The sequence below is a fragment of the Tunturibacter gelidoferens genome (assembly GCF_040358255.1).
Taxonomy (GTDB): domain Bacteria; phylum Acidobacteriota; class Terriglobia; order Terriglobales; family Acidobacteriaceae; genus Edaphobacter; species Edaphobacter gelidiferens.
This window is the reverse complement of record NZ_CP132938.1, coordinates 4,594,584-4,619,416: the sequence shown is the minus strand read 5'-3', so window position 1 is coordinate 4,619,416 and position 24,833 is coordinate 4,594,584. Positions and strand designations below refer to the sequence as shown.

16 protein-coding genes and 1 tRNA gene are annotated in these 24,833 nt (G+C 57.3%); 10 read left to right on the top strand and 7 right to left on the bottom strand.

The window, feature by feature from the left end:
• Positions 1-207: 207 nt before the first annotated feature.
• Both RBB81_RS19900 and RBB81_RS19895 read left to right on the top strand, forming a co-directional pair.
• A complete protein-coding gene (locus tag RBB81_RS19900) occupies positions 208-1,353 on the top strand; it encodes a hypothetical protein (protein ID WP_179584922.1) in 1,146 nt (381 codons plus the stop codon).
• A gap of 7 nt (positions 1,354-1,360) precedes the next feature.
• On the top strand, positions 1,361-4,501 hold the full coding sequence (locus RBB81_RS19895; protein WP_183787661.1) for a sensor histidine kinase: 3,141 nt from the start codon (positions 1,361-1,363) through the stop codon (positions 4,499-4,501).
• A gap of 18 nt (positions 4,502-4,519) precedes the next feature.
• Here RBB81_RS19895 and RBB81_RS19890 read toward each other — a convergent pair whose 3' ends face one another.
• On the bottom strand, positions 4,520-5,833 hold the full coding sequence (locus RBB81_RS19890) for an NCS2 family permease (protein ID WP_179584920.1): 1,314 nt from the start codon (positions 5,831-5,833) through the stop codon (positions 4,520-4,522).
• 71 nt (positions 5,834-5,904) lie between these two features.
• Between RBB81_RS19890 and RBB81_RS19885 the strand changes: the two genes are divergently transcribed.
• The gene (locus tag RBB81_RS19885; RefSeq protein ID WP_179584919.1) at positions 5,905-6,417 is read left to right on the top strand and encodes a cupin domain-containing protein; all 513 of its coding nucleotides are present in this window, start codon (positions 5,905-5,907) and stop codon (positions 6,415-6,417) included.
• 138 nt (positions 6,418-6,555) lie between these two features.
• Positions 6,556-7,611: a HoxN/HupN/NixA family nickel/cobalt transporter gene (locus RBB81_RS19880; RefSeq protein ID WP_353071836.1), complete on the top strand. Its 1,056-nt coding sequence runs from the start codon at positions 6,556-6,558 to the stop codon at positions 7,609-7,611.
• Positions 7,612-7,748: 137 nt separating this feature from the next.
• Here RBB81_RS19880 and RBB81_RS19875 read toward each other — a convergent pair whose 3' ends face one another.
• The 3 genes from RBB81_RS19875 to RBB81_RS19865 form a co-directional block, all read right to left on the bottom strand.
• A complete protein-coding gene (locus tag RBB81_RS19875) occupies positions 7,749-9,602 on the bottom strand; it encodes a hypothetical protein (RefSeq protein ID WP_353071835.1) in 1,854 nt (617 codons plus the stop codon).
• 259 nt (positions 9,603-9,861) lie between these two features.
• Positions 9,862-11,139, bottom strand: coding sequence for a Gfo/Idh/MocA family protein (locus RBB81_RS19870; protein WP_183791931.1), 1,278 nt, complete (start codon positions 11,137-11,139; stop codon positions 9,862-9,864).
• A 175-nt stretch (positions 11,140-11,314) separates the two neighbouring features.
• The gene (locus RBB81_RS19865) at positions 11,315-12,223 is read right to left on the bottom strand and encodes an NAD(P)-dependent oxidoreductase (RefSeq protein ID WP_423248032.1); all 909 of its coding nucleotides are present in this window, start codon (positions 12,221-12,223) and stop codon (positions 11,315-11,317) included.
• Positions 12,224-12,535: 312 nt separating this feature from the next.
• Between RBB81_RS19865 and RBB81_RS19860 the strand changes: the two genes are divergently transcribed.
• From RBB81_RS19860 to RBB81_RS19850, 3 genes are all read left to right on the top strand, one after another.
• The gene (locus tag RBB81_RS19860) at positions 12,536-13,918 is read left to right on the top strand and encodes a glycerate kinase type-2 family protein (protein ID WP_353071833.1); all 1,383 of its coding nucleotides are present in this window, start codon (positions 12,536-12,538) and stop codon (positions 13,916-13,918) included.
• 173 nt (positions 13,919-14,091) lie between these two features.
• Positions 14,092-15,714, top strand: a complete 1,623-nt coding sequence (locus tag RBB81_RS19855) for a phytoene desaturase family protein (RefSeq protein WP_353071832.1) — start codon at positions 14,092-14,094, stop codon at positions 15,712-15,714.
• The gene (locus RBB81_RS19850) at positions 15,711-17,123 is read left to right on the top strand and encodes an APC family permease (RefSeq protein WP_353071831.1); all 1,413 of its coding nucleotides are present in this window, start codon (positions 15,711-15,713) and stop codon (positions 17,121-17,123) included. The genes RBB81_RS19855 and RBB81_RS19850 overlap by 4 nt, the downstream gene beginning before the upstream one ends.
• Positions 17,124-17,156: 33 nt before the next feature.
• Here the strand turns inward: RBB81_RS19850 and RBB81_RS19845 are convergent.
• A tRNA-Ser gene (locus tag RBB81_RS19845) sits at positions 17,157-17,248 on the bottom strand.
• Positions 17,249-17,605: 357 nt separating this feature from the next.
• Here RBB81_RS19845 and queG point away from each other — a divergent pair.
• The 3 genes from queG to RBB81_RS19830 all read left to right on the top strand — a co-directional run bounded on the left by queG (position 17,606) and on the right by RBB81_RS19830 (position 22,050).
• A complete protein-coding gene (gene queG, locus RBB81_RS19840; RefSeq protein ID WP_183787714.1) occupies positions 17,606-18,772 on the top strand; it encodes a tRNA epoxyqueuosine(34) reductase QueG in 1,167 nt (388 codons plus the stop codon).
• A 103-nt stretch (positions 18,773-18,875) separates the two neighbouring features.
• Positions 18,876-19,826 (top strand): YihY/virulence factor BrkB family protein, encoded by a 951-nt coding sequence (locus RBB81_RS19835; RefSeq protein ID WP_183787715.1) that lies wholly within the window; start codon positions 18,876-18,878, stop codon positions 19,824-19,826.
• Entirely contained in the window at positions 19,810-22,050 is a 2,241-nt protein-coding gene (locus tag RBB81_RS19830; protein WP_179584901.1) for a PP2C family protein-serine/threonine phosphatase, read from the top strand. The genes RBB81_RS19835 and RBB81_RS19830 overlap by 17 nt, the downstream gene beginning before the upstream one ends.
• 469 nt (positions 22,051-22,519) lie before the next feature.
• Here the strand turns inward: RBB81_RS19830 and RBB81_RS19825 are convergent, their stop codons facing one another.
• A complete protein-coding gene (locus RBB81_RS19825) occupies positions 22,520-23,740 on the bottom strand; it encodes a beta-propeller fold lactonase family protein (RefSeq protein ID WP_353071830.1) in 1,221 nt (406 codons plus the stop codon).
• 337 nt (positions 23,741-24,077) lie between these two features.
• Positions 24,078-24,815, bottom strand: a complete 738-nt coding sequence (gene ccsA / locus RBB81_RS19820) for a cytochrome c biogenesis protein CcsA (protein WP_179584899.1) — start codon at positions 24,813-24,815, stop codon at positions 24,078-24,080.
• Between the last annotated feature and the right edge of the window lie 18 nt (positions 24,816-24,833).

Sequence of the window (24,833 nt, the reverse complement as noted above, 5' to 3'; positions counted from 1 at the left end):
AACCAAGGCTTTCGACACGGCCAGAGGCTTATTGCAAGCGCGATTTGCGGCTGAAAGAACGATGAGATCGGAGTTCTTTCCGTTGCCGGATCAAAGGGGAGGAGGATCGTAGTGGCAGGCTGCGAAGGGAGATAGGGATGGATTATGATTGCTATCTCAATCAGGCAAATTGAGATAACTCCGGGGGTTCTTGTGTCCGAATGGTATGTGACCGCTTCCAAGAATGACTTCCGGCTTCGGGATCGGCGGGGCGGTCGCTCGGGCCTCAGTCAGAGTTTGCTGTGGTTGATTACGTTGCGCCACGTGGTTTGTCTTACGGCGTTTCTGTTTTTGCTGGCTGGGTGCCGCTCCCGGCAGAACGTCGCTGGTCCGACGGTGGAATTTACGAAGATTCCCCCCGCTGCGCAGGGCGGCCGGGAGCGCGTCGACACGATCTCAGGGCGTGTGACTGGCTCACGGCCAGGTCAACGGATCGTAATCTATGCGATGAGCGGGCCGTGGTGGGTTCAGCCCTGGCCGGACCAGCCGTTTATTACCATTCAGACGGATTCGACGTGGAGCACGTCAAGTCATCTCGGGTTCAAGTATGCTGCGATGCTGGTCGATCCGGGATATCAACCGCCGCCGACGATGGATGTGGCACCTACGGTTGGCGGTTCGATTGCGGCGTTGGCGATCGTCGATGGTGTTGGCAAACCTCAGATTGCGCCTACGGTGCCGATTAAATTCAGCGGCTATGACTGGGGAGTCCGCACGATCGCTTCGGATCGCGGAGGGTTGAATCTTCCCTACGAAGGCGATAACGCGTGGGTCGATCCGCAAGGGGCGCTCCATCTTCGCATCAGGAAGAAAGGGAACAAGTGGTCTTGCGCGGAGGTGGAGATGAACCGAAGTTTGGGATATGGAACCTACATCTTTACGGTAAGGGACACGTCTCATCTGGAACCAGCCGCGGTCTTAAGCTTGAACACTTTTGACGATTGGGGAGGAGAGCAGAACTATCGTGAGGTGGATGTTGAGATGAGTCAATGGGGCGATGGCGCCAGTAAGGACAATGCACAGTTCGGTATTCAGCCTTTTTATGTTCCGGGCAATGTCGCTCCGTTTGTGGAGCCTGCGGGTAAACTGACTCACTCGTTCCACTGGGAGCCTGGGCGAGTGAAGTTTGTGACGGTGCGAGGAGACTCGATTCGCGAAGGCGCGCCCGTTGTTGCGGAACATGTCTTTACCTCGGGCGTACCCTCGCCTGGCCACGAGAAGATGCAGCTGCTGTTTTACGTGGTTGCGAGCGATAAGTATCCGATGCAAAAAGAGAGTGAAGTTGTTCTGGAGAAGTTCGAGTACCTTCCGTGATGGGGTTATGAAAGTTCATCGGCTTGTCGGAAAAATGGTGGCCGTGTTCGTTGTGATGTTCGTCGCCCAAACGGTTCACGCTGTCGATCCGAACCGGGCTCTCTCGCAATACATGCGAGAGAGTTGGGGGCTTGAGAGAGGTTTCACCGGGGGCGCGGTGACCTCGATCGCTCAGACCGCAGATGGGTTTCTGTGGATCGGGACGGAGAAGGGCCTGGTTCGTTTTGACGGACTAAGCTTTCACGTCTTCCAACAGCAGATTCCAGCGACGCTCCCGATCGGCCCCGTGCAGGAACTGGTTGCGGACTCTCAATCGAATCTGTGGATCCTTCTGGCGAATACTACGATCCTGCGATATCACGATGGGAAGTTCGACCCAGGCCACAGTCAGGCAGAGGTTGGAATTACATCCATTGGGCGACGCAGAGATGGTTCGGCGCTTCTCTCGTCCCTGGCTCTGGGGCCGCTTGCGTATCACGCAGGCAAGTTCGATGTTCTCACCGCGCCGCAGGCGCCTGGGAGATCCGATCCTGCTCAGGCAGCAGTGATGAATGATGAGCTCTCCAGCCGACTGAGCTGGGCAACCGGCGTGGCTACTCACCGATTTGCCAAGCCGAATACTGCGGTAGCGGCAGTAGCAGAGACCAGCGATGGCGTCATCTGGTTAGGTACACCCGATAAAGGTCTCTTCTATTTGAGAGACGGGCAGGTTCACAGCGTAGCGCTGGAGGTGGATGACGGAAGGGTTAATTGCCTGCTTCCGATGGAGAATGGCGAACTGTTGATTGGAACCGACAAAGGCGTTTTGCGCTGGAATGGCTCGAAGATTACTCGCGAGGGCGTGCCCTCTGTACTTTGGAAGGTTTCGGTTCTCTCGGCGATTCGTGACAGGGACGGAAACATCTGGATCGGCAGTTCTCATGGACTGCTTCGATTCAACGCCCTCGGCATCTCTTCTGATGACGAAGGGACGGTTGCTTCGGGCCTGGCGGTGAACACTCTCTTTGAGGATCGAGAGGGGAACATATGGATCGGAACGCCGCGGGGTATTGAAAGGCTTCGTGACAGCACTTTCGTGAGCTACGCGGTTGACAACGACTTACGGTCGGCGAGCGGTGGTCCGGTCTATGTCGATGCAGGAGAACGCACGTGGTTTGCCCCTCTCGACGGTGGGTTGCATTGGCTGAGAGATGGAAAGATCGAAAGCGTGAACGCTGCGGGCCTGGACAGAGATGTTGTCTACTCCATCACGGGCAGCCGCGATGAGTTGTGGGTGGGCAGACAACGAGGCGGGCTCACACGGTTGCGTTTTACGAACGGCGCCTTCGAGACCAAGACCTACACGCATGCGGATGGACTCCTTCAGGACAGTGTGTATGCAGTTCATCGGAATCGCGACGGATCTGTCTGGGCTGGGACTCTTAACGGAGGGGTCAGTGAAGTAAGGGACGGAAAGCTTACTTCCTACACCATGGCGAATGGGATGCCGTCCAATGCGGTGACATCGATAGCCGAAGGTGCCGATGGGACCATGTGGTTCGCAACCCCGGTTGGTCTGACTCAGCTATCGCATGGGCAGTGGCGAACCTTTACAGAGAACAATGGGCTGCCATCACCCGATATTGATTGTCTGCTTGAGGATTCAAGCCATGTATTGTGGGTCGGGACGACGTCTGGCCTCGCGTATCTCAACTCCGGTACAGTCCATATTCCTCGTAATGTGCCGGAGGCGCTGCATGAGCAGATCTTCGGAGTTGCGGAAGACACCAATGGCTGGCTCTGGGTTGCGACCTCCAATCACGTTCTAAGAGTGAAGCGCGATAGACTGCTGAGCGGCGTGGCGGAGGAGGGAGATGTGCGAGAGTATGGGACTATCGATGGATTGAGTGGAGTCGAGGGGGTCAAGAGGCAGCAATCGGTCGTCGCAGATCCACTGGGACGCATCTGGTTTTCCATGAATCACGGACTTTCGGTGGTCGATCCGATCCGAGCAACGCACTCTACGGCACCAGTGTTGGCGAAGATAGATGCGGTTTCGGTCGATGGAGTTCCAATCGATTTAGCGACGTCTGTGCGCGTTCCATCTGTTCGTCAGCGAATGACGTTCAACTTTTCGGGTGTGAGTCTCTCTGTGCCGGAGCGAGTTCGATACAAATATCGTCTTGATGGATTCGATCGTGGATGGAGTGACCCGGTTGGGTTGCGAGAGGCTGTGTACACAAACCTGGACCCAGGATCTTACACGTTCCACGTTATCGCCTCGAACAGCGATGGGGTGTGGAACATGGACGGGCCTTCGTTGAATCTGACGGTGGTTCCGGCGTTTTACCAGACAAACTGGTTTCTGTTGCTGTGCGCGGCTACGGTGGCAGTTCTGGCGTGGGCGGTTTATCAGTGGCATGTCGGCCAGGTAACGTCGCGGATGGATATCCAGTTTATCGAGCGACTCTCGGAACGAACTCGCATCGCTCGTGAGCTTCACGACACACTGTTGCAGAGTTTTCAGGGATTGATTCTTCATTTTCAGACGGCACGGGACCTGATTCCAAGAGATCCTTCGGAGGCGGAGAAGAGTCTCGATTCCGCTCTGGAGAGTGCGGATCAGGCGATGGTGGAGGGACGCAACGCAATTTACGACATACGGTCTTCTACTTTGGTCGATGACGACCTGGCGCACATGATCACCACGCTGGGAAGAGAGCTTGGAGCCAACAGCGAAGATGGAACCGGGCCGCGGTTCTCTGTCGTCGAGGAAGGAACCGCGAAGCCACTGGATCCGATCTTTCGGGACGACGTCTACCACATCGTTCGAGAGGCGCTGCGAAACTCCTTCAAGCATAGTGAAGCGCAGAAGATCGAAGCGGAGATTACGTACGGGAAGAGGCTGCTGCGCGTGCGGATCCGCGACGATGGGAAGGGAATCGACCGGAAGGTCCTCGAGGAAGGGGAGCGCGCGGGGCATTGGGGATTGCCTGGCATGCGAGAGCGCGCCAAACGGATCAGTGGACAACTGGCGGTGTGGAGTGAGGCTGGCGTTGGGACCGAGGTGGAGTTAAACCTCCCCGGATCCCTGGTTTACGAAGCAGGCTCCTCTCAATTTTTGCTTCGATTCTTCCGCAGGATTGGAACTCGAGATAAGGGGCTGTGAAGTTCGTGGAGTCGTAGTCTATTTGCGGACGAGAAAGATGAAGCGGAGAAGGAATAGGGCTGCGAGAAGATAGAGCATCCAGTCCTGACGGCGAGCGCGTCCGGCGAGGAGTTGCAGAAGCGCGTAGCTGGTGAGGCCGAAGCTGAGGCCGTCGGCGATGGACCAGGTAAGAGGGATGGTCGCAACGGTCAAGAAGGCGGGGATACCGATCTGCGGATCGTCCCATTCGATCTCGCCGAGGCCGGTGAGCATGAGGCCGCCGACCAGGATGAGCGCGGGCGCGGTGGCGAAGGTTGGGATCGCTCCGACGAGAGGAGCGATGAAGAGCGAGAGGAAGAAGAGGATGCCGGTGACGATGGCAGTGACGCCAGTGCGTCCTCCTGCTGCGACTCCAGCGGAAGACTCGATGTAGCTGGTGACCGTGCTGGTGCCGGCGAGTGAACCGAGGATGGTGGAGGATGCGTCGGCGAAGAAGATGCGGTTGAGGCGAGGGATGGTGTGGTCGGGGGCGATGAGGCCGGCGCGCTGAGTGACGGCGACGAGCGTGCCGATGTTGTCGAAGAGGTCGACGAAGAGAAAGACGAAGATGATCTCGAAGGCTCCGACGTGGAGCGCGCCAAGGATGTCCAGGTGGAAGGCTGTCGCTTTGATCGCGGTGAGGTCGTAGGTAGAGGGTTGCCAGTGAACCTGGTGGCAGAGAATGCCTACGAACATTGTGGTGAGAACACCGATGAGCATAGAGGCTCGGACGCGAAGGACCTGCAGGATCGCGATGAGTAAGAGGCCGAAGATGGCGAGCGCGGTTTGAGGGGCGCGGAGGTTGCCCAGAGTGACGGTGGTGGCGGCGCTTGGGACGATAATGCCCGCGTTGCGGAAGCCGATAAAGGCGATGAAGAGGCCGATGCCTCCGCCTACCGCTGCATGGAGTTGATGGGGGATAGCGGCGACAAGGCGCTGGCGAATACCGGTGAAGGTAAGGGCGAGGAAGATAACTCCGGAGAGGAAGACGGCGCCGAGAGCAGTTTGCCAGGGGACTCCCATGCCGAGGACGACGGTATAGGTAAAGTAGGCATTGAGACCCATGCCGGGTGCGAGGGCGAGGGGATAGTTGGCGATGCTTCCCATGAGGATGCTGCCGAAAGCCGCGCAGAGACAGGTGGCCGTAGTAATGGCGGCGAGGGGCATGCCGGTTTTGCTGAGCAGAGAAGGGTTCACGAAGATGATGTAAGCCATCGTGATGAAGGTCGTTAGTCCGGCAAGAATCTCTGTTCGCCAGTTGGTCGCGTGTTCTGAGAAGCCGAAGTAGTGCTCCAGGCGAGTGCGGATGGGCATCAGGTCAGGCTCCTGTGAGACGGGAAACTAGAATGGATGGAGTAGTACCAGCATAGCGTGAGAGGGCTTCGATGACGGCAGAGGACGTGAAGAAATTGCTTGGGTTGCAACCGCATCCGCGCGAGGGCGGGTGGTATGTGAGGACCTACGAGGCCGCGGAGAAGGTGGACGCCGAGATATTTAAGGACAAGAGGTATGCGGGAGCACGACGGACTGCGACTGCGATCTATTATCTGCTGGAGCCGGACACGTTCAGTGAGATGCACCGGCTGAAGTCGGATGAGGTGTTCCATTTTTATGCCGGCGACGCGGTGGAGATGCTGCAGTTGGTCGAGAAAGGTAAGGGCGCGACGGTGGTGATCGGGAACGATCTGCTACGAGGTCAAAGGCCGCAGGTAGTTGTGGAGCGGGGCGTGTGGCAAGGCTCACGCCTGGTTGACGGAGGGCGATGGGCGCTGCTGGGATGTACGGTGAGTCCAGGGTTCGAGTTTGAGGACTACGAGACCGGCGAGCGACGGGAGCTGTGCGAAGCGTGGCCCGAGTTTGCTGAGGAGATTACGGCTTTGACCAGAGTCGCTCCCTGAGAGATGGAGGCCAGTGCTTGCTGCATCCGATATTGCAGTCAGCGATTACCTTTGAAGATGTGGATATTTTCAGCGACGAATAAGACGCCTTTTCACCTGATGTTGTACTGTGATTCGTATTGTTTGGGTACGGACTGAATGAAACATCTGTTTAGCGGCGTGCTTGACCATATTGCGGCCAGTACCAGGCGCAAGGTCATCGCTATTTACATTCTTCTTCTCCTGATGAATGTGTCTGCCTGGATGTGGGCTTTTCTTGCATTTCGACACTATCCCGTGTTGCTGGGTACTGCATTCCTGGCTTACAGCTTCGGCCTTCGTCATGCGGTGGATGCCGATCATATTGCAGCGATCGACAACGTAACGCGGAAGTTGATGCAGGAGGGCAAACGCCCGGTTGCGGTGGGATTCATGTTCTCTCTCGGACATTCGACGATTGTGGTGCTGGGCTCGATTGCTATCTCGGCTACAGCATTGTCGCTGCAACATCGACTGGATGCCGCGAGACACATCGGCGGCGTGGTAGGGACGCTCGTTTCGACACTGTTTCTCTTTGCGATCGCGATCGTGAATATGGCGGTTCTGCGGTCGGTGTATCTTGCTTTCCAGCGGGTTCGTCGAGGGGAGCGGTATGTTGAGGAAGACTTCGATCTGCTGCTGGGCAGCCGCGGATTTCTCTCTCGCCTGTTTCGTCCCATGTTCGCGTTGATCCGCCGCAGTTGGCACATGTACCCGCTCGGCATTCTGTTCGGCCTTGGATTCGACACCGCGACGGAGATTGGATTGCTTGGCCTCTCGGCCTCTGAGGCCGCAAGAGGATTGTCGCTGTGGTCAGTTCTGGTCTTTCCCGCGCTGTTTGCCGCAGGTATGTCGCTGATCGACACCACCGATAATGTCTTGATGCTTGGTGCTTATGGGTGGGCTTTTGTAAAGCCGATTCGCAAAATCTACTACAACATGACAATCACCCTGATCTCGGTGGTCGTTGCGGTGTTGGTCGGGGGAATTGAAGCCCTCGGCCTGATGGCAGATCAGTTCCATTTTCATGGGACTTTTTGGGCTTTGGTTGGAACTCTCAATGAGAACTTCGGCACACTGGGGTACGTCATCATTGGGCTTTTCGCTTTGAGCTGGATCGTCTCGATCTGGTTTTACAAGTGGCGCAGGTTCGACGAGTTGGAAGTGAGTACTTGAGTGCGCTTTGTGGTTGCTTGCGTTCGAGAGCACGGTGTCTTGATTCATCGACAGAAACAAAATAATTGAGGGACAGCATAACGTCTGCTGCCCCTCCAGGAATGATTGGACAAGTCTGTTCTTGAAGTGCCTTGTATTTAGGGGTAGAGCACGACAGGATTCAGACTGCCTCCATTGCTGCTGTTGGCAGTTGTGCCTTGTCCGTTGATGACGTGGGTGATCTGACCGCTGCCATTCAGAAAGACGGTGCCGACGTCGTGAATCGCTATCCCGCTTGTATCGGGGACAGTCATCGCGTTGTCTTCGATGATGTTGATTCCCTGATTGAAGAAGGAGTAAATGCCCAGACCGTAGGCCTGATGCGTGTTCGCTGAGTTGGAGACTACGTACGACGGGTAGCCATTGGCCGATCCGTCGGTCCATGCGCTCTGGCTCGGTGGATCATATGGCAACTCGCTTTGATAGAAGATAGTTTCGCCGCCATTGCCGTTCCACAGCACCTGCTCCTTCTGGTAGTGTTCTACGGCGAGGCCGAGCGCTGTGACGTTGTCACCATTGACAACGAGGCCATGGTCCGCGGTATTCACTATCCAGCCGACGCCGGTGCCGTGGTCCGCGCGCCATGCCCAGATGTCGTCGAGCAGGACGTCGTTGCTGTTGATTTCGAGACTGGTGGTGGCGCTTCCAGCGGTGGCTCCGCCGATGCGGAAGAAGACATCGCTCAAGGAGGATGGATTCGAGGAGTGATCCCGGAAGCGGTTAAATCCGAACCAGTTGTCCAGGCCTCTCAGCCTCGAGCTCCCGAGTTGGACGAGCGCGTCGGAGTTGATCGGGCCGGCATCGACGATTAGGCCGGCGATCCTCACTCCATCTACATCCGTAACCGTGATGGCAGGTCGGCCTGTCTGCGGGACAAGCGTAGCGAAGCCGAGGCCGAGCACAATGGTGTTGGGATAGAGGACGCGGATGGAGTCTTTGAGCTGATAGACCCCCGGCGTGAGGATGAGGCTCTTGCCCAGGAGTAGCGCGAGATTAATCACCTCCACGTTGGTTGAAGGGGTCGCGACAAAGAAGTTGTTGATCGACCTTGATTGACCTGGTGTGTTTGCGCCTGACCAGCTGACGCCAGACGAGTTTTTCTGCAGCGCAGGAACAAAGACCTTATAGTTGCCATTGCTGTCGGTATAGAGGAAGGGTTTTTCGCGACTGATCGGGGTGCTCGGCAGGGTTGTGTAGGCTGGATTGGGATAGCTTTGCGCGGGCGCTCCGACGACGCCGGTGAAGACCTGGTCCCAGACCGCGTTGGACCATCCACCGATGCTGCTGTTCCGCACATAAAACTGCTGCTGCGATCCGTTGATGACAAAGCCAGTCTGAGAGTCGGCGATGAAGCCTCCGCTCGCATACTGGGGGCCTGCGGTGCAGTAGTCCTGCAGGGTGACGTTCGCGCCGGTGATGTTTACCCGCCGCATTGGCGCTGCCTGCGAGACCGCCCAGAAGTCGGCCGAAGACCGACAGCCGGATAGACCCATGACGTTGATGGTCAGGTTCGAGAGGGAGCGCCAGAAGTTGTCGAGCGCGATGCAGTTGTTGGCGGCGAAGCACTGGTTGTACACATCGACGTGGCCGTTGATGGTGACGTCGGCCGGCGACGCGCCCAGGCCGGCGACCTCCGTGTAATAGCCCACCTGGAAGTCGAGCGGAGTGGCGGCGCTGCCGTAGACTCCTGGCTTGAATAAGAGTGCGTAGCGCTGCGTGCCAAACTGATTGCTAACCTGCTGGTTGGCTATGGAGTCGACCGTTGCCTGAATCTGACTTGTCGACATGCTGGGATCGAAGATGTAAACATTGGGGCCAAAGTCTGAGGCGACTTCGGTTGCGTTCTGAGCAACGGCTGAGCCGCTTAGAGCACCTACCGTTAAGAGAAGTGTTCCGACGAGGCGCGCGAAGGCTAGCTTCGCAGTGGAAGATTCGCTTGTAGTATTTTTCACGTTTGCAACTCCGGTACGCGTGGGGTGGATTGCGCCGGCAACGATAAGCTGCGTTTCACTCGCTTGTCAAACCAGGAGTGCTGGTAGTTTGTGCTCCACAAAAACGTTTCAAGTATTCATTTTTTAACGAAGGATTCGTGAGATTGAGATTGACTTTCCGCTGAGTGGCTTCGAGATCAATTGTTGCGCACCAACCGCTTCAAATGGCGGTCGATTAAACAAACAAGGCTTTGAGTGCTGCGTGCAGAAATCTCTCTCTCTATAGAAGCTTCATCGAGTCGGGATCCCACTTCACTACTTCACCACGCTCCATGCTCAGATTGCTCAGTAGGGCAGCACCGGCGGCGCGGAAACCAAACACCGCATCTTCCACAACGGGCTTCCGTGTGCGGACCGCCGAGAAGAAATTACTGAAGTGGTCGTAGCTGTCGCTGTATCCGGCGGGGGCAACATATTTTTCATATCCGGCCGACGGACTTCCCGTTGGATGTGAGACCGGATACTTCTGGCGGTAGCTTTCCAGGAAGCGTTTTTGCATTGCATCCGTAAAGGTTCCGATTGTGTAGCCTGGTTCTTTCTGGAGCGGCACTCGGCTAATGCTGACTGTGTTGCCGGCAATCTCCATGGTGCCTTCCGACCCGGTGAAGATCAGCCCTTCACTCTCCTCGCCACCGTCGACGAAGTTCACGCGAAGACTGAGGTTGAATCCTTCACGGTAGTCAAAGAGGCCCAGCATCACGTCGGGGACGTCGCGCCCGTCCTTCCAGAAGCGCAGCCCGCCTGTTGCCATCGCTCGCGTGGGGCCATTTGATCCGGTGATGAAGTGGGTGCCGCTAAAGAGGTGAACGAAGAGATCTCCCGCTACGCCGCTGCTGTAGGCCTTCCATTTGCGCCACTGAAAGAAGTGCTCTGCATTGAATGGAATTTTGGGAGCGGTCCCCTGAAAGCGAGGCCAGTCGCAGGTTTCCGTTGAGGCGTCGAGTGGCACGGTATAGTTCCATGCGCCCATGGACGAGTTACGGTCCCAGCGCGCGGTCACCATATTGAGTTGGCCAATGGCTCCCGAAGCCAGCAGCTCCTTGGCCTTCGAGTAGATGATCGAACTCACGCGTTGGCTTCCGACCTGGACGATGCGGTTTGTCGTGCGGGCGGTTTCAATGATCTCAGGTCCATCGGAATAGAGATGGATCATCGGTTTTTCGCAATAGACATCCTTGCCCGCGTTCATGGCGTCGATGGCAGCCTGCTTGTGCCAATGGTCTGGCGTGGCGATGATGACGGCGTCGATATCCTTGCGGGCCAGGATCTCTTTGTAGTCGCGCGTCGTAAAAATGTCTGTGCCCCAGAGTTCCTTGCTGCGCTCGAGCCTGCCGTCGTAGCAGTCTGCTACGGCCACCAACTTCGCGCCCGGAACCTGCACTGCAAACTTCGTATCGGACTGGCCCTGAATGCCGGCTCCAATCAGTGCGAACTGTACGTGATCGTTGGCTGTAACCGGCGCGGCAGGGCCAGTCTGAGCTGCTGTCAGCGCATACATCTTTGACCCCAGTAACGTCTCCGCGGTTGCTGTTCCCGCGGCTTTCAGGAAATTTCTACGGTTCAGCACGTGCCCCTATCCTCGCAACATGAAGTTGACCACTCTCTGCAACGATATTCTCTGTCAAAGACTTTGTCTTGTTTCCAGAGCGGCGAAGGTTTGAATCGTCGACCAATCAGGTTTGCTGCGTCTTTGGGTTGCTGGCGACCGTGCATCCAGCGATATCTTCCATCACACGAATGGAGCCGCAAATATCTTCTTCGCCGTAGCCTTTTGCGATGGCCGCGCGAAAGAGTTGTCGCGAGAGTGCCGTTAGCGGTGCTGGCACGTTCAGTTCGGCAGCGGACTCCAGCATCAACTCCATATCTTTCTCCAGCCACTTGACGGAGAAGTTCGTGGTGAAGTTTCGGGCAAAGACCAAGGGTGCCTTGATTGAGATCAGGCCTGATTTGGCGGCGCTATTGTTGAGGATGTCTAGCATCATCTCAGGATCGACTCCGGCTTTAGTGCTGAGAATGAGACTCTCGTTGAAGGCCTGAAGGAGATTGCCGAGGATCATGTTCTGCGAGAGTTTGGCGTGGAGCCCCATGCCGGCCCCCCCGCAGTAGTACAACTGCTTGCCCATAGCCTCGAAGTACGGACGCACCTTTTCGAAGACGTCTTTCGGCCCTCCGACCATGAAGGTGAGGGTGCCTGCTTCTGCCCCGCCTTTTGATCCGGTACAGGGAGCGTCCAGGAATGCGATGCCTTTCTCGGCGAGTTCGGCGGCGATGGCGCGGCTTGCAGAGGGAGAGACAGTACTACAGTCCACAATGATGGATCCTTTGGCAGCGGTCTCCGCGAGTCCATCTTTGCCGAGGATCGTCTTTCGCGACATCTCCGTGTTGCCGACGCAGAGGAAGATGCAGTCGCTTTGCCGCGCTACCTCGGCAGGTGTATCGCACGAAATCCCACCTTTAGCCGCGAGTGCCTCAACTTTTCCTCTGCTAAACGACCATAGTGCGACTTGATGGCCTGCTCCAATAAGATGAAGGGCCATTGGGCCACCCATAATGCCTAAGCCAAGAAATCCAAGCTTTGCCATGCGATTTTGATCTCCTCGTGAACTTGAGCTAATGATGAAAGACGGCGGGGTGAAAGAGAAATTTTGACGATGGTGCGACCTATTAACTAGTATCTCCTTCGTTGCCATCCTTGCGCCACTGTGCGGGGAGGGGTTGGTATTTCGGCAGGCGGAGCTGCATTTTCCTTTTAGTCTGAGAGTTAACTTAGGAAGCTGTATTTTTAATCGAGGCGCGCGTGGCGATCGATAGCGAGAGTAATTTGCCTGGCCGGAAGTCGCGCTCGGTGGCTGTGCTTCCAAGTCTAAGAGCGGGTATTGCTGGGGTGTCACTGCATGATAACGACTGCGTCGGGCTTACGAGAGGTTGCCTGTAATCTCTTTTTGCAGTCACTTGCGGATTGCAGCATCGAGCAAGCTGTTAACCGTAAGGTGAAGCGCATAGCCGGGGCAGGCGATACTACGTTCTTAACTATTGGCGACGACGTAGTCGACCTTAGCCGTATACGCCGTATCGGCGTGGTGGCTGCGGGTAAAGCTGCCTCTCCAATGCTCAAAGCACTGCTGCCCTCTTTACGAGGGCTGAGCCAATGCGATTTGTCTGGTGTGGTGATTGCCAGCGACCGACCAACAGATCTTCTTCCAGGCTTTCAGTTTTTTGCCGGAGGACATCCAACACCCAATCAAGCCTCGATCGATGGAGCGGAAGCGGCCGTGGCGCTTGTGCGTTCGCTACGGAAGGAAGCTATCGCGACGGGAGATTCGCTCTGTCTGTTTCTTATCAGCGGAGGCGCCTCCGCGATGATGGAATTGCCACTTGACTCCAGGATCACGCTTGAAGATATGGTGAAGTTTCACCGAGAACTGGTGCATAGCGGCGGTTCTATTGCTGAGATAAATTGTGTTCGCAAGCACTTCTCGGCGGTGAAGGGAGGACGGCTGGTCCTCGAGGCCGAGGGTGTCCTGAGCTACTCACTGCTCGTCTCGGATGTGCCGTTGAGGCATCTGGACGCCTTGGGATCCGGCCCCACACTGCCCGATAGCTCAACCGTTGATCAGTGCAAAGAGATTCTCGAACGGTATGGTTTGATGGGCAGATTTCCGGCCTCGGTGCGGCAGTTTTTTTCATCAACCCAACTTCACGAAACACCCAAATCGGCTCAACTCCGTTCAAAAGCCGTGACTCTGCTATCGTCCGAGGATCTGGTAGAGATCGTCGAACAACGCGCCAGAGATCTTGGATTTTACGTGGTCGTCGACAATACCTGCGACGACTGGAGCTACAGTGTCGCCGCCGAATATCTGCTGGAACGTCTTCGGGGCCTGAGGCGAGATCATGGACGCGTCTGCGTGATCTCTTCTGGTGAAGTGACGGTTGAGTTGTCCGCCCGAATATCGCTGGACGGGAACGATAAATTGGGGGTTGGTGGACGCAATCAGCACTTTGCGCTCTATGCCGCGACCTTGTTGAGGTCGTTGGACGCGCGCACGGTCGTCCTCTCTGCGGGCACGGATGGCATCGATGGGAATAGTTCGGCCGCAGGCGCAGTTGTGGATGAGACTCTTTTGGATGACGAAAAACTGCTGCCTCAGGCTCAGGGGTCTTTGCAACGCTTCGACTCCGGCACTTTTTTGCAGGAAGCTGGCTTGAGCATCGTAACCGGTGCTACTGGAAACAACTTGCGCGATCTGCGCATTTTGTTGGCGGCCAAGTTCTGAAATAACAAGGATGCAGTCCATTTGCTCGAGCTGAGCAAACCTAAAGAGCGTCATCTTCGCGACAAGTAGTTTTGCATCGACGGATCCCCCAGTCAACGGCAATTGGCGAAACAAGGTCAACGTATCGGTTGTTTTCCCTTTGTTATTAGAACTCTGACGTAGATACTGCCAGTATGTCTGCAACGGCAGCAGTGTCGGGAAAAGTCGGGCTTCCAGCGCCAATCAAAGAGATCGCGGCACGCCACTGGGATGCGATCGTTGTAGGCGCAGGCCACAACGGGTTGGCGTGCGCGACTTACCTGGCGCGGGCAGGTCAACGCGTCCTCGTGCTCGAAAGCCGGGAGCGAGTTGGGGGTGCCTGTACTGTCGAGGAGCCGTTTCCCGGCGTTCGAATGTCGCCCTGCGCCTATCTTGCCGGACTGCTGCATCCGCTCGTGATCAAGGAACTCGGCTTGCCAGGCCGCGGCTTCGATTGGACGCCCGCTGTCAACGGACTTTTTGTGCCCTTTCTGGACGGCAGCAGCATTCAGCTTTGGGACGATGACGCTCGATGCGAAGAAGAGGTTCGCCGCTTCTCGCCAAGGGACGTCGAAGGCTGGCGTGCGATGAATGACGTAGTTCGCAGATTGCGAGATGCGCTTCGGCCAGCAAGCGGAATTCTTAGCGATGATCCACACGAGAGCCGTCGCGATCTATGGGTCGGCGATGCACCCACGCAAGAGCGACTCGAAGAGCTTCTAAAGGATGACGCCGAAGCGCGCGGTCTTCTTTTTGATTGGTCCATGGCGGAATTCGTCGAGCGCTATCTTATCGATGAGCGAATGCAGTCTGCCTATCTTGGGCAGGGCGTGATCGGCACCAACGCGAGCCCTTTCGACGCCGGTACGGCCTCCATTCGCTTCCATCACTCTTCAGGGCGGCTTGGGGACATGCCAGGCATGTGGGGTTATGTGAAGGGCGGCATGGGGATGGTGTCCTTCTACTTCTGTGATGCCGCCCGCGAAGCCGGAGCGATCGTGGCCGCGGGCGTCAACGTGGCACGAATTCTCCCCGGTGAAGGCGTGCTGCTCGAAGGGGGAGAGCGAATCACTGCACCGGTTGTCGTCTCTAATGCAGACCCGATCCGCACACTGCGCATGCTTGACGCCGATGCGGACCCGGTCTGGGCGGCGAAGGTGCACTCGGTGCCGATCGAAGGATGCACGGTCAAGCTAAACGTATTACTTCGCGAACTGCCGAACTTCACGGCTCGACCGGGCACTCAACAGCCACACCACTACGGCCAGATCAATGCTCCTTTAACGAAAGAGGAGTGGAAGGCCAGTTATGCCGCAGCCCGTTCGGGATCCCTTCCGGAACAACTCTGGTGCGAGCTTTACTTTCAGAGCGTGCACGATGCAACCGTAGCTCCAGCGGGTCTCCACACCATGAGCGTCTTCGCGCAATACGTTCCGTACAAGTTCGCATCTGGAAGTTGGGAGGAACACCGCAGCGACGCGAAGACCCTTGCACTGCGGTCGATCGGCCGCTTTTGCAGCAATCTGAAGGACGCTGTCGTCGACGCGCAGGTACTGGGGCCGCCGGACATCGAGCAGAAGGTCGGCCTCACCGGCGGACATATATTTCAGGGCGAGTGTCTTCCTGCTTACATGTGGAGCAAGCGCCTTACGGCGAGAACTCCGATGAAGGGCGTCTACCTCTGCGGCGCGTGCACACACCCTGGCGGTAGCGTCATCGGGATCAACGGGCGGAATGCTGCGATGGCGGTGCTTCGCGATCTGGATGAAGCCCGATGACTGAACCCGGCCATCTGGGAGAGAAACAACTACTGAAGCGCGAGTTGGGTCTCTTCGATCTGACTCTCTTCTACATCGCGGGCGGACTGAGTCTGCGCTGGATAGCAACAGCCGCTGCCGCCGGGCCAAGCACAATCCTTGTCTGGATCTTCGCGTGTCTGTTCTTCTTCGTGCCTCTCGCTGCGAGCGTGCTCGAACTTTCGGCGCGCTATCTGGAGGAAGGTGGACTTTACGTCTGGACGCAACGCGCGTTCGGCGACTTCTCGGGCTTTCTCGCAGCGTGGACGTACTGGATGAGTAATCTTCCATACTTCCCCGCGGTGCTCTACTTCGGAGCGGGTAGCTTGCTCTTCGCCTTTCCCCACGGACAGAAGCTTGCCGCCACCGGCAGCTATTACCTTTTGTTTGCTCTGGGCTGTCTCGCTGTGATTACGGTACTCAACGTTCGTGGGTTGAAATTCGGAAAATGGCTGAACAGCGTCGGCGCATTCGGCAGTTGGATTCCGATCATCATCCTGCTAGTGCTAGCCGGTGTCAGCGTCTTCCGCTTTGGGTCCGCCACGAAGTTCACGGCTGTGAGTATGACTCCTCACGCCGATCTCAAAAACGCCATCTTCTGGTCGACGATCTTCTTCGCTTTCGGTGGTTGCGAGACTGGCTCCTTCATGAGCGAGGAGATCAAGAACGCTCGGCGCACGATTCCCCGCGCACTCATCGTTTCAGGAGTAATTCTCGCCGGCAGTTATATCGCAGGAACAATCGCAATGCTCGTCGCTCTGCCGAGCGCTGAAATTAGTGGTGTCGGCGGTTTCGCAAGTGCCATCCAGGTGATGTGTAGCCGCCTTGGTCTTTCGTGGATCGTTGTAGTGATCGTGCTCCTCGTTGCACTCAACAGCATCGGAGGAGCTGCGTCCTTCCTTTCATCGACCTCCCGGTTACCCTTTGTGGCCGGCATCGATCGATACCTGCCGAAGGCCTTCGGACGCGTCCATAGAAGGTGGGGCACGCCATGGATTGCGATCATCTTTTATGGTTTTGCGGGAATGCTCTGTGCGCTGCTAAGCCAGGCCGGCAGCACGGTGCAAGGCGCTTATGACCTGCTCGTCAGCATGTCGATCGTCACCTACTTCATCCCGTTTGTCTTTCTATTCCTGGCGATGATCCGACTACAGCGCGAACCTTTTCCGCAGGGAGGAATTCGGTTTCCGGGAGGACGGTCCGTCGCTGTTCTACTCGCTTCCGTCGGCCTGATCACTACTGTGCTGACGATTGTTCTCGCGCTCGTTCCGCCCGACGACGAGCCGCATAAGGGGTTAGCGATAGCCAAGATACTTGGCTCAACGTTCCTTCTTGTCGGTGCCGGAGCAGCCGTCTTTCTAACTGCGAAATGGCGACGGGAAACCGAATAAACAGCGACCGAGCCGTGGTTTTGACCAGGTTGATGGCGGAGAGGGAGGGATTCGAACCCCCGATAGACTTACGCCTATGTCTGATTTCGAGTCAGGTGCATTCAACCGGGCTCTGCCACCTCTCCGCATTTTTATCAATCACCTGAATACCGTCTTTAGCTTGGCCAAAGTGCCGGTGTCAGCGTGGCGTTAATTGCAGTCTGAGGAACTGTAACTAACCTATCGATGGCAGCCGAATACCAGCAGGCGCGAAAGCCGAAGAGCGCACGTCCATCGATAGTGATTGTGACCTGGCATCTCCCCGAAGATTTCGGACGTCGTGCCCAGCTAAGACAAGTCTACCGGCAAAGGCGTGTCTGGTGCAATGCCATCTGTATTCCTCGACGTGCCATCTTATGCGAGCACGGAAAGAGTTGTTCCCTTCGCCATTTATCCTGAACGTGGATTAATAAGATGGTTCTTTGCGGGATGACAAGCTTTTGATGACCCAGACAGCACAACCCGCCGCGGCCTGGACATCCGATCTCAAGCAATGGCTGCGTGAGTTAGCCGCGCGCTCCGGCTTCGATACCGCGGGAGTAGCGCCAGTCGTCTCCGCAACCTCCGAAGCAGACGCAAAGCCTCTGGACGCGCAGCGATTTGCAGCCTGGGTCGACGCCGGCAGAGCAGGCGAGATGGAGTATCTCAAGCGCCGCGACGACCACGGAGTTCTGCTGCGAAGCGACGTGCAAATCGCGATGCCCTGGGCGCAATCGGTCATCGTCTGCGCGCTGAACTATAACACCAACGCCCCACTCTCCATCGACGAGGCCTCACCCGGCGCCGGATGGATCGCCCGCTATGCCTGGAGTGGCCGCACCGACCCCACAAGTCCTGACGAACTCGCCCCCACCGACTATCACGACGAGCTGCTAGGCCGCCTGCAGAAGATCGAATCACAACTTCACGAGCGGTTTGCCTGCCAGACTCGCTGCTACGTCGACACCGGCCCTCTGGTGGAGCGAGCCGCGGCCGCAAAGGCCGGCATCGGCTGGGTCGGCAAGAACACCTGCATCCTCGATCAAAAGCTCGGCTCCTGGCTTCTGCTCGGCGTCATCGTCACCTCAATCCCCGTGTCGTCCGAGTTCGAACCAGATATCGCTGCCGACCGCTGCGGAAGCTGCACCCGTTGCATCGACGCCTGCCCCACCGGCGCGCTGGTTGCGCCGCATCAGATGGACGCCTCGCTCTGCATCGCCTACCTCACGATCGAGAAAAAGGGAGTCATCGCCGAAGAGCTGCGCGAGCCAATGGGCCGCCAGGTCTTCGGCTGCGATATCTGCCAGGATGTCTGCCCGTGGAACCGCCGCTCTCCAGTCTCCCAGAACGAGGGCATGCTCACACGAAAGCAGCTGATCAACCCGTCGTTGTCCTGGCTCGCGGCAATGGACCCCGCAACGTTCAAGCGTTGGTTCAAGGGCTCTCCCCTGGAGCGAACCCGGCTCAAACGACTGCAGCGAAACGTCGCCATCGCCATGGGAAACAGTGGCGACCCACAGTTCATTCCACAGCTCGAGCAATGGAGCGCGGTCGAAGATTCCGTACTCGCGGAGTCGTCTCAATGGGCTTTGGCACGCATCTACAGCCTCTCGGCCGCTCCAAACGGCTAGCCATCCCAAGCCAACACCAGCGACCACCACAAACGGACACCCTCTGCTAGCATCGGAGTGAGTCGCGCGGCCCAGTTCGCCTGACTCTGCATCGAACTCTCCTATGCCGTCAATTTCTCCTAACGAACCCCAATCGAAGACCGACCAGGATCTGCCACCCAAACCGATCGAAGACGTTCCGCCCGTCGTTTGCGACGACAGCTTATCTGGGCAGATCGTCGCGCTGGTTCGCTATATGACGCGCACCGAGGTCCACACCTACGCCTTCAGCGTCGCCGCCAACGTGATCCTTTCGCTCTTTCCCTTCATCGTGCTGCTGTTGACCATCTCCCGCAGCGTCTTCCACTCGCGCTCGATGGAAGCTATCGTCGGCGACATGATGAAGAATCTGCTTCCTGTCGGCCAGGACTTCGTCATGCGGAACATGCAGCTTCTGGCCCACCCCCACAAACAAACGCAGCTCTTCTCGCTGGTCATGCTGCTCATCACCTCGACCGGTGTCTTTCTCCCCTTGGAGGTTGCGCTTAACAGGGTTTGGGGAGTGCGTCAGAATCGAAACTATCTTCACAATCAGGCCATATCACTTGGACTCGCCTTTGCCGTCGGCGTGCTGGCGATGGCCTCAGTCGCGTCCACGGCGAGCCAGCAGACCATCCTGGCCTGGGTCTTCTTCGGTCATACAGAAAACGTTGTCTTCCACTTCGTCTCTTACGGCTTCCTCAAGCTCTGCGCCGGGCTTGCGAGCATCCTGCTCTTCTTTCTAATCTATTGGGTGCTGCCCTACAGAAAAATTCCGGCTCTAGCGGTGCTGCCAACAGCCATCGTCATCGGCCTGCTGTGGCAGATGGCGAAGTACCTCTATATCAGGGCTCTTCCCTGGCTGGACTTCCAGTCCGTCTACGGACCGTTCTATATTTCGGTAGGGTTGATGATGTGGGCGTTTCTCTCCGGCTTGCTCTTGCTGGCAGGAGCACACTTTTCGGCAACACGGCACAGCCTGAAGCTGGCACGGCGAGCGGAACTGGAGGCGGCAAACGATGCAAGATCCGAATAGCCCTACCGGGCCGCGCTTCCTCACGCTGCTGAGGGAACGGCTACCGACAGGACTTGCCGGAGCCGCGGCGTGGCTTGGGTTATGGTTCTGTGTGTTGTTCGTTCGTCGTTGGATCTCAGGCGGATTCGGGACCTTTTTAGGAGTCCTGCAGTTTTTTGTTGGAATTGCTCTCGTCTGTGTCGCGATCCCACTCACCTGGCAGATGGTGCGAAAGCATCTGCTCTGGAGCCTCCGCAACAAGCTCGTGCTTACCTATCTTCTCATCGGTCTTGCACCGGTGGTCCTGTTCCTCACCCTGGTTGCCGTTCTGGCCTACGTCGCCGCAGGGCAGTTCGCCATTCACCTCACCGACTCCCGGCTGCAGGCTGAGCTGGTTCAGATGAGAAACGAGAGCGGCCACCGCGCCGACCTCACCACAGCGCTCGTCGCCGGACGCCCGAAGGATTCGGCGCAGCAAATTGGCAGTGAGATCCAGGACATCGAACAGGCCGGGGAAGTAGCTCGCCTCGAAATACCCCGCATCAGGGCCCATCGGGAGCTACGCGTCTTTATGAACGGCGCTCAGCTCGACCTCGGCCCAAAATATCGCGGGAAAGCCCCGTTCGGTCTTCCTCCCTGGGCGACGGAACTGCCGGGTGGTGAATTCTCAGGATTGGTTCTCGACGGACATGACCTTTACCTTGTCGCCGTTCATCAGAAAAAGTGGAACGACGGACGTATCTTCACTCTGATGTCGAGCTTGCCGGTTGACAGCGCCTTCCTGAAGTTGGCCTCAGAGGGCCTGGGACAGGCCAGCCTGCTCCCCCAGCGCGCTGGAAGAGCAACCAACGAGATCAGTCAGGAGAACAACGGCGCCACTCCTGCAACCACTAAAAAATCGAATCAAAAGGTTAGATTCGCAGTCGGAGCAGATGGTATCAACGGTGGATCGACCTGGGTCGTCGGGGGAGCCGAGCCGCCTGCCGTCAACTTCGCTGACGCCCGCGTAAGCTTCACCTCGACCGAGCCCATCATCGAGTGGGATTCCGGAGAGCGAGACAACATTCTCATCGCCGTCTCCTCGCGGCCCTCTCTGCTCTACAACCAGTTGTTCGGCTCCTCGCTCGGTGGTATTGTCACCAGCGTTCTGCGCATCGCCATCATCCTGCTCTGCGTGGTCTTCGCGCTCATTGAACTCCTGGCGCTGTGGATGGCCATTGGACTCAGTCGCTCCATCACATCTTCCGTAGCCGATCTCTACAGCGCAACGGAGCATATCGAGGACGGGGATCTCGACTACCGTATCGGCGTCAAGAGCGACGACCAGCTAGCCGAATTGAGTCGATCCTTCAACACCATGTCAGGGTCTTTGAAGCGCCTCCTTGAAGAACAGAAGGAGAAGGAGCGTCTGCAGAACGAGATCTCCATCGCCCAGGAGGTTCAGGCCAACCTCTTTCCGCTGCACTCCCAGGGACTTGAAACCCTCGATCTGCACGGAGTCTGTCGGCCTGCACGCTCAGTCAGCGGTGACTACTACGACTTTCTCGTCTTCCACGAAGAAGCACATTCGGGCATGATGAGCCGCCGCGAGACCGGCGTAGGCATCGCGATCGGCGACATCAGCGGGAAGGGAATCTCGGCGGCGCTGCTCATGGCAACCCTCCACTCCGCAGTGCGGGCCTACCGCTTCGCCAGCGAAGAGCTCGTCTACAGCGAATCCAGCGTGGCCGGTCTGATGGCCAGCAGGGAAGGCCGCGGGGGAGACTGCGATGAGCTATTCCAATCGCCGGGACGCATCCTCTCCCTCCTCAATCGACACCTCTACCGCAGCACGCAGCCGGAAAAGTACGCGACCCTGTTTCTCGCCCACTACGACGTAGCCACAGCCATGATGACCTACTCCAACGCAGGACAACTTCCGCCTCTCGTCCTCGGGCGTGACGGCCACATCCGAAGACTCGACAAAGGCGGCACCGTAGTTGGCCTCATGGACGGCATGCACTACGAAGAAGACCGTTTCCGCATGCAGCCGGGAGACATCATGGTCGCGTACTCCGACGGTGTCACCGAACCCGAGAACGACTTCGGCGAGTTTGGCGAAGAGCGGATGATGGAGGTCGTTGCACGCTACCGGGATCAGCCCCTGCACGTCATCTCGGGCCAGGTCATGCTGGCGCTCGACGCCTGGATCGGCGCTGAAGAGCAACCCGACGACATCACCCTCGTACTGGCCCGCAAGACCTAAAAAATCGGGCCAAATCGCCAGCCCACTTAGTGAAACTCTTAGAACCTGTCCTGCCGGACGGGCCCACTACGCGTGGGGCGGTCACTTCGTGACGGGTTACCGGTCTTGGCAAAGCGATCTGCAACGGCCCTCCCGTTGGTCGGCATGAGCATAAGCCCGACCAACGGGAGGACCGGGCGAAGCTTTAAAAAGGCGTGCGAACGCCCGCCCTCCGCGCAGGAGGCCCGTCTGGCAGGACAGCGTCTTCTGGAATCTTTTAGAAGCACCTCAAAAAAATAGTTGGAAAACATGGCGTATTTTTCGGCGGCGAAAAGTACGCTGTCAGCACACCATCTTTACCACGCATTTCACCACGATCGCACCATCAAAAAACCACGATCAAACATGCGCTTTTTCCAAAACACCACTCAAAAACCCAGCAAAAGAACAGATCTAGTCGCCCACCACGCCAAACTTTTTTCTTGAAAAACTATTTCTCTCGAATCGCTTTAATCGCAATCGAGTTGGGAGAGATTCCAGCCGGAAGAATGGTAAAAAGTGCGGGTCCTTGTTTCCCAGCGGTCCGAATCAGCGCAACGTCGCCAGAATGGGTATCTGCAGCCAGCAAAAGATGCTCATCCTCCGAAAATGCAAGCGCATCTGGCCCGGAACCCGTACGGACACTGCCAGCCAGCTTCCCATCATCGATACTGTAAAGCCCAATGGAATCTGCACCTGTATTCGCGACCCAAAGCATACTGTTGTCGCGGCTCACGATCCCACGAACTGGCCTGTTTCCAATGGCGTAAGTTCCTCCAACCTCATTGGTCCATGTAGCGATCTCCGAGAAGCTGTCGGAATCAAAGTTTGAAACAAAGATCTCGCCGCCATCCGGTTTCATCGCAAGATGAACCGGCGTCTTCCCAACATCAAGCAAGGCCAGCATATGGTCGGATGTAAGCGAAGGATTTTGTTTAGCTGCCCACGATCCAGCCGCCGCCGTAAGACTCACTGCCATCACCTGATGGCCCGCGGAACAGGCCACGAACGCCTTCGAGGAGTCGGGCAGAATCACAGTGTCTGCGGCTCCTGGACAGCCGGAAAATGTCGAACGGAGGTGTATGGCCGTTCCAGACGACGGCTTAGCGGAGTCGTAGGGAGTTACATCGAAGAGAGACACGCTGCCGCTGCCATGGTTTGTGATCACCAGTGTGCGGCCATCGGACGATATGTGCGTCTGGATGGGTTGCTCGCCGGCACCTGCGACGGACACTTCGCGGCGACGATCGAGGTCAAGGATACTCACGCTGTTCGAGCCGTAGTTGGCGACATAGGCCCGGTGTCCGGTAGGGTCGACCGTGATGAAGTACGGTTGGCGGTGGACTGAAATCGTCGCAACCACACGATTCGCCTCGGCGTCGATCACGGAGATAGTGCCAGATTGAGCGTTGGCGACGTAGATCTCATTTCGAGCCGGGTTGACAGCCAGGTTGGTTGGATTGGCGCCTACCTGTAGCGTGCGATCCTGACGAAGGTAGACGAGATCAAGCACGGTGACTGTATTCGATCCACCGTTGCTGATGTAAGCATACTCTCGATAGCCAGCTGGAACGTCGGGGAAGCTGCTCCTGCGGCAGCCAGAGAGGCTGAGGAGGAATGCAAGTGCTGCGACGATATTGAAACGAAAGGCAGACAGGTGGGGCGTGGGCACTGTTCGGAGTCTATCGAGGTGTTCCAAGGGCTGCAAGAGGAAGTGCGATAGCGAAGTTTTAGCTGTTTCCGAGAAACTTCTCGATGCCACATGGTGTTTATATTGTCGATGCTGATCATCGAAGGTCGATTTACAGCATCACATGCAATTCCTACTCGGACAACGAAGCTGCGGTCCCCCTGCGGCTTCGTTGATTTTTAGCGGCGTGCACCCCGCACATGGGCCCAGTTCCAGGCAGTCCATGCGAAATATCCTCCCTGAATAACCCATACAGTCACATAAGCGAAGAGTAGGTGCCGGTGAGGCATGCTGCTGATATCGAAGAAAGAACGCCAAGTCATTGCGGGATCTCCAAAGAAGCTTCGATGGCCTGCAGGGCGGCTTCCTGCTCGGCAAACTGACGGCGTCGCTCGAGGGCGAAACGGAAGAGAACGATACAGACGCCCCAAACGGTCCAGCCAGCGAGGTTCCAATAAAAAGCAGGGAGCATGGAAGGATCGACGCCCGAGTCAGGTCCACCGCCGAAGACCGGCGCAGGATGCTGGGTGCGCCACCATCGAATGGACATGTAGACGATGGGAACATCGACTGCGGCAAACACCGAGAGGACCGCGGCCAGTGTATGGGTCTGGCCGGTGGAGGAGAAGCGGCGCAGCATGAGGTAGCTGACATAGAGCAACCATAGGAGCAGCATGCTGGTAAGGCGTGGATCCCAGGTCCACCAGATGCCCCACGTGGCGCGGCCCCAGAGCATGCCCGTGAGCAGGCAGATGCTCGAGTAGACGACAGTTACTTCCGCGGTGCTAAGCGCGAGGGCATCTGCGGTGAGGGCTTTGAGTGGCTCTCGACGTCGCCAATAGAGGTAGAAGAGCGAGGCTACGAAGTTGATGTACGGGAAGATCAGGCTCAACATCGCAATGGGAACGTGATAGTAGAAGATGCGACCGACGTTGCCCTGTGCCGCATCCGTGGGGACGAGGAAGATGGCCTGTCGGAAGCCGACGGCGAGCACAGCGACGCTGATTCCAAACCAGAGCCAGGCGACGCCGCGGAGAGTGGGGGTACGCTGCTCCATAGACCTAGTTTATCCCGA

What these genes read in the sequence shown, in the direction of transcription:
- RBB81_RS19895 (WP_183787661.1), top strand. Translation starts at nt 1,361, where the DNA reads ATGAAAGTTCATCGGCTTGTCGGAAAAATGGTGGCCGTGTTCGTTGTG.
- RBB81_RS19890 (WP_179584920.1), bottom strand. Translation starts at nt 5,833, where the DNA reads ATGCCCATCCGCACTCGCCTGGAGCACTACTTCGGCTTCTCAGAACAC.
- RBB81_RS19885 (WP_179584919.1), top strand. Translation starts at nt 5,905, where the DNA reads ATGACGGCAGAGGACGTGAAGAAATTGCTTGGGTTGCAACCGCATCCG.
- RBB81_RS19880 (WP_353071836.1), top strand. Translation starts at nt 6,556, where the DNA reads ATGAAACATCTGTTTAGCGGCGTGCTTGACCATATTGCGGCCAGTACC.
- RBB81_RS19870 (WP_183791931.1), bottom strand. Translation starts at nt 11,139, where the DNA reads ATGTATGCGCTGACAGCAGCTCAGACTGGCCCTGCCGCGCCGGTTACA.
- RBB81_RS19865 (WP_423248032.1), bottom strand. Translation starts at nt 12,223, where the DNA reads ATGGCAAAGCTTGGATTTCTTGGCTTAGGCATTATGGGTGGCCCAATG.
- RBB81_RS19860 (WP_353071833.1), top strand. Translation starts at nt 12,536, where the DNA reads ATGATAACGACTGCGTCGGGCTTACGAGAGGTTGCCTGTAATCTCTTT.
- RBB81_RS19855 (WP_353071832.1), top strand. Translation starts at nt 14,092, where the DNA reads ATGTCTGCAACGGCAGCAGTGTCGGGAAAAGTCGGGCTTCCAGCGCCA.
- RBB81_RS19850 (WP_353071831.1), top strand. Translation starts at nt 15,711, where the DNA reads ATGACTGAACCCGGCCATCTGGGAGAGAAACAACTACTGAAGCGCGAG.
- queG (WP_183787714.1), top strand. Translation starts at nt 17,606, where the DNA reads ATGACCCAGACAGCACAACCCGCCGCGGCCTGGACATCCGATCTCAAG.
- RBB81_RS19835 (WP_183787715.1), top strand. Translation starts at nt 18,876, where the DNA reads ATGCCGTCAATTTCTCCTAACGAACCCCAATCGAAGACCGACCAGGAT.
- RBB81_RS19830 (WP_179584901.1), top strand. Translation starts at nt 19,810, where the DNA reads ATGCAAGATCCGAATAGCCCTACCGGGCCGCGCTTCCTCACGCTGCTG.
- ccsA (WP_179584899.1), bottom strand. Translation starts at nt 24,815, where the DNA reads ATGGAGCAGCGTACCCCCACTCTCCGCGGCGTCGCCTGGCTCTGGTTT.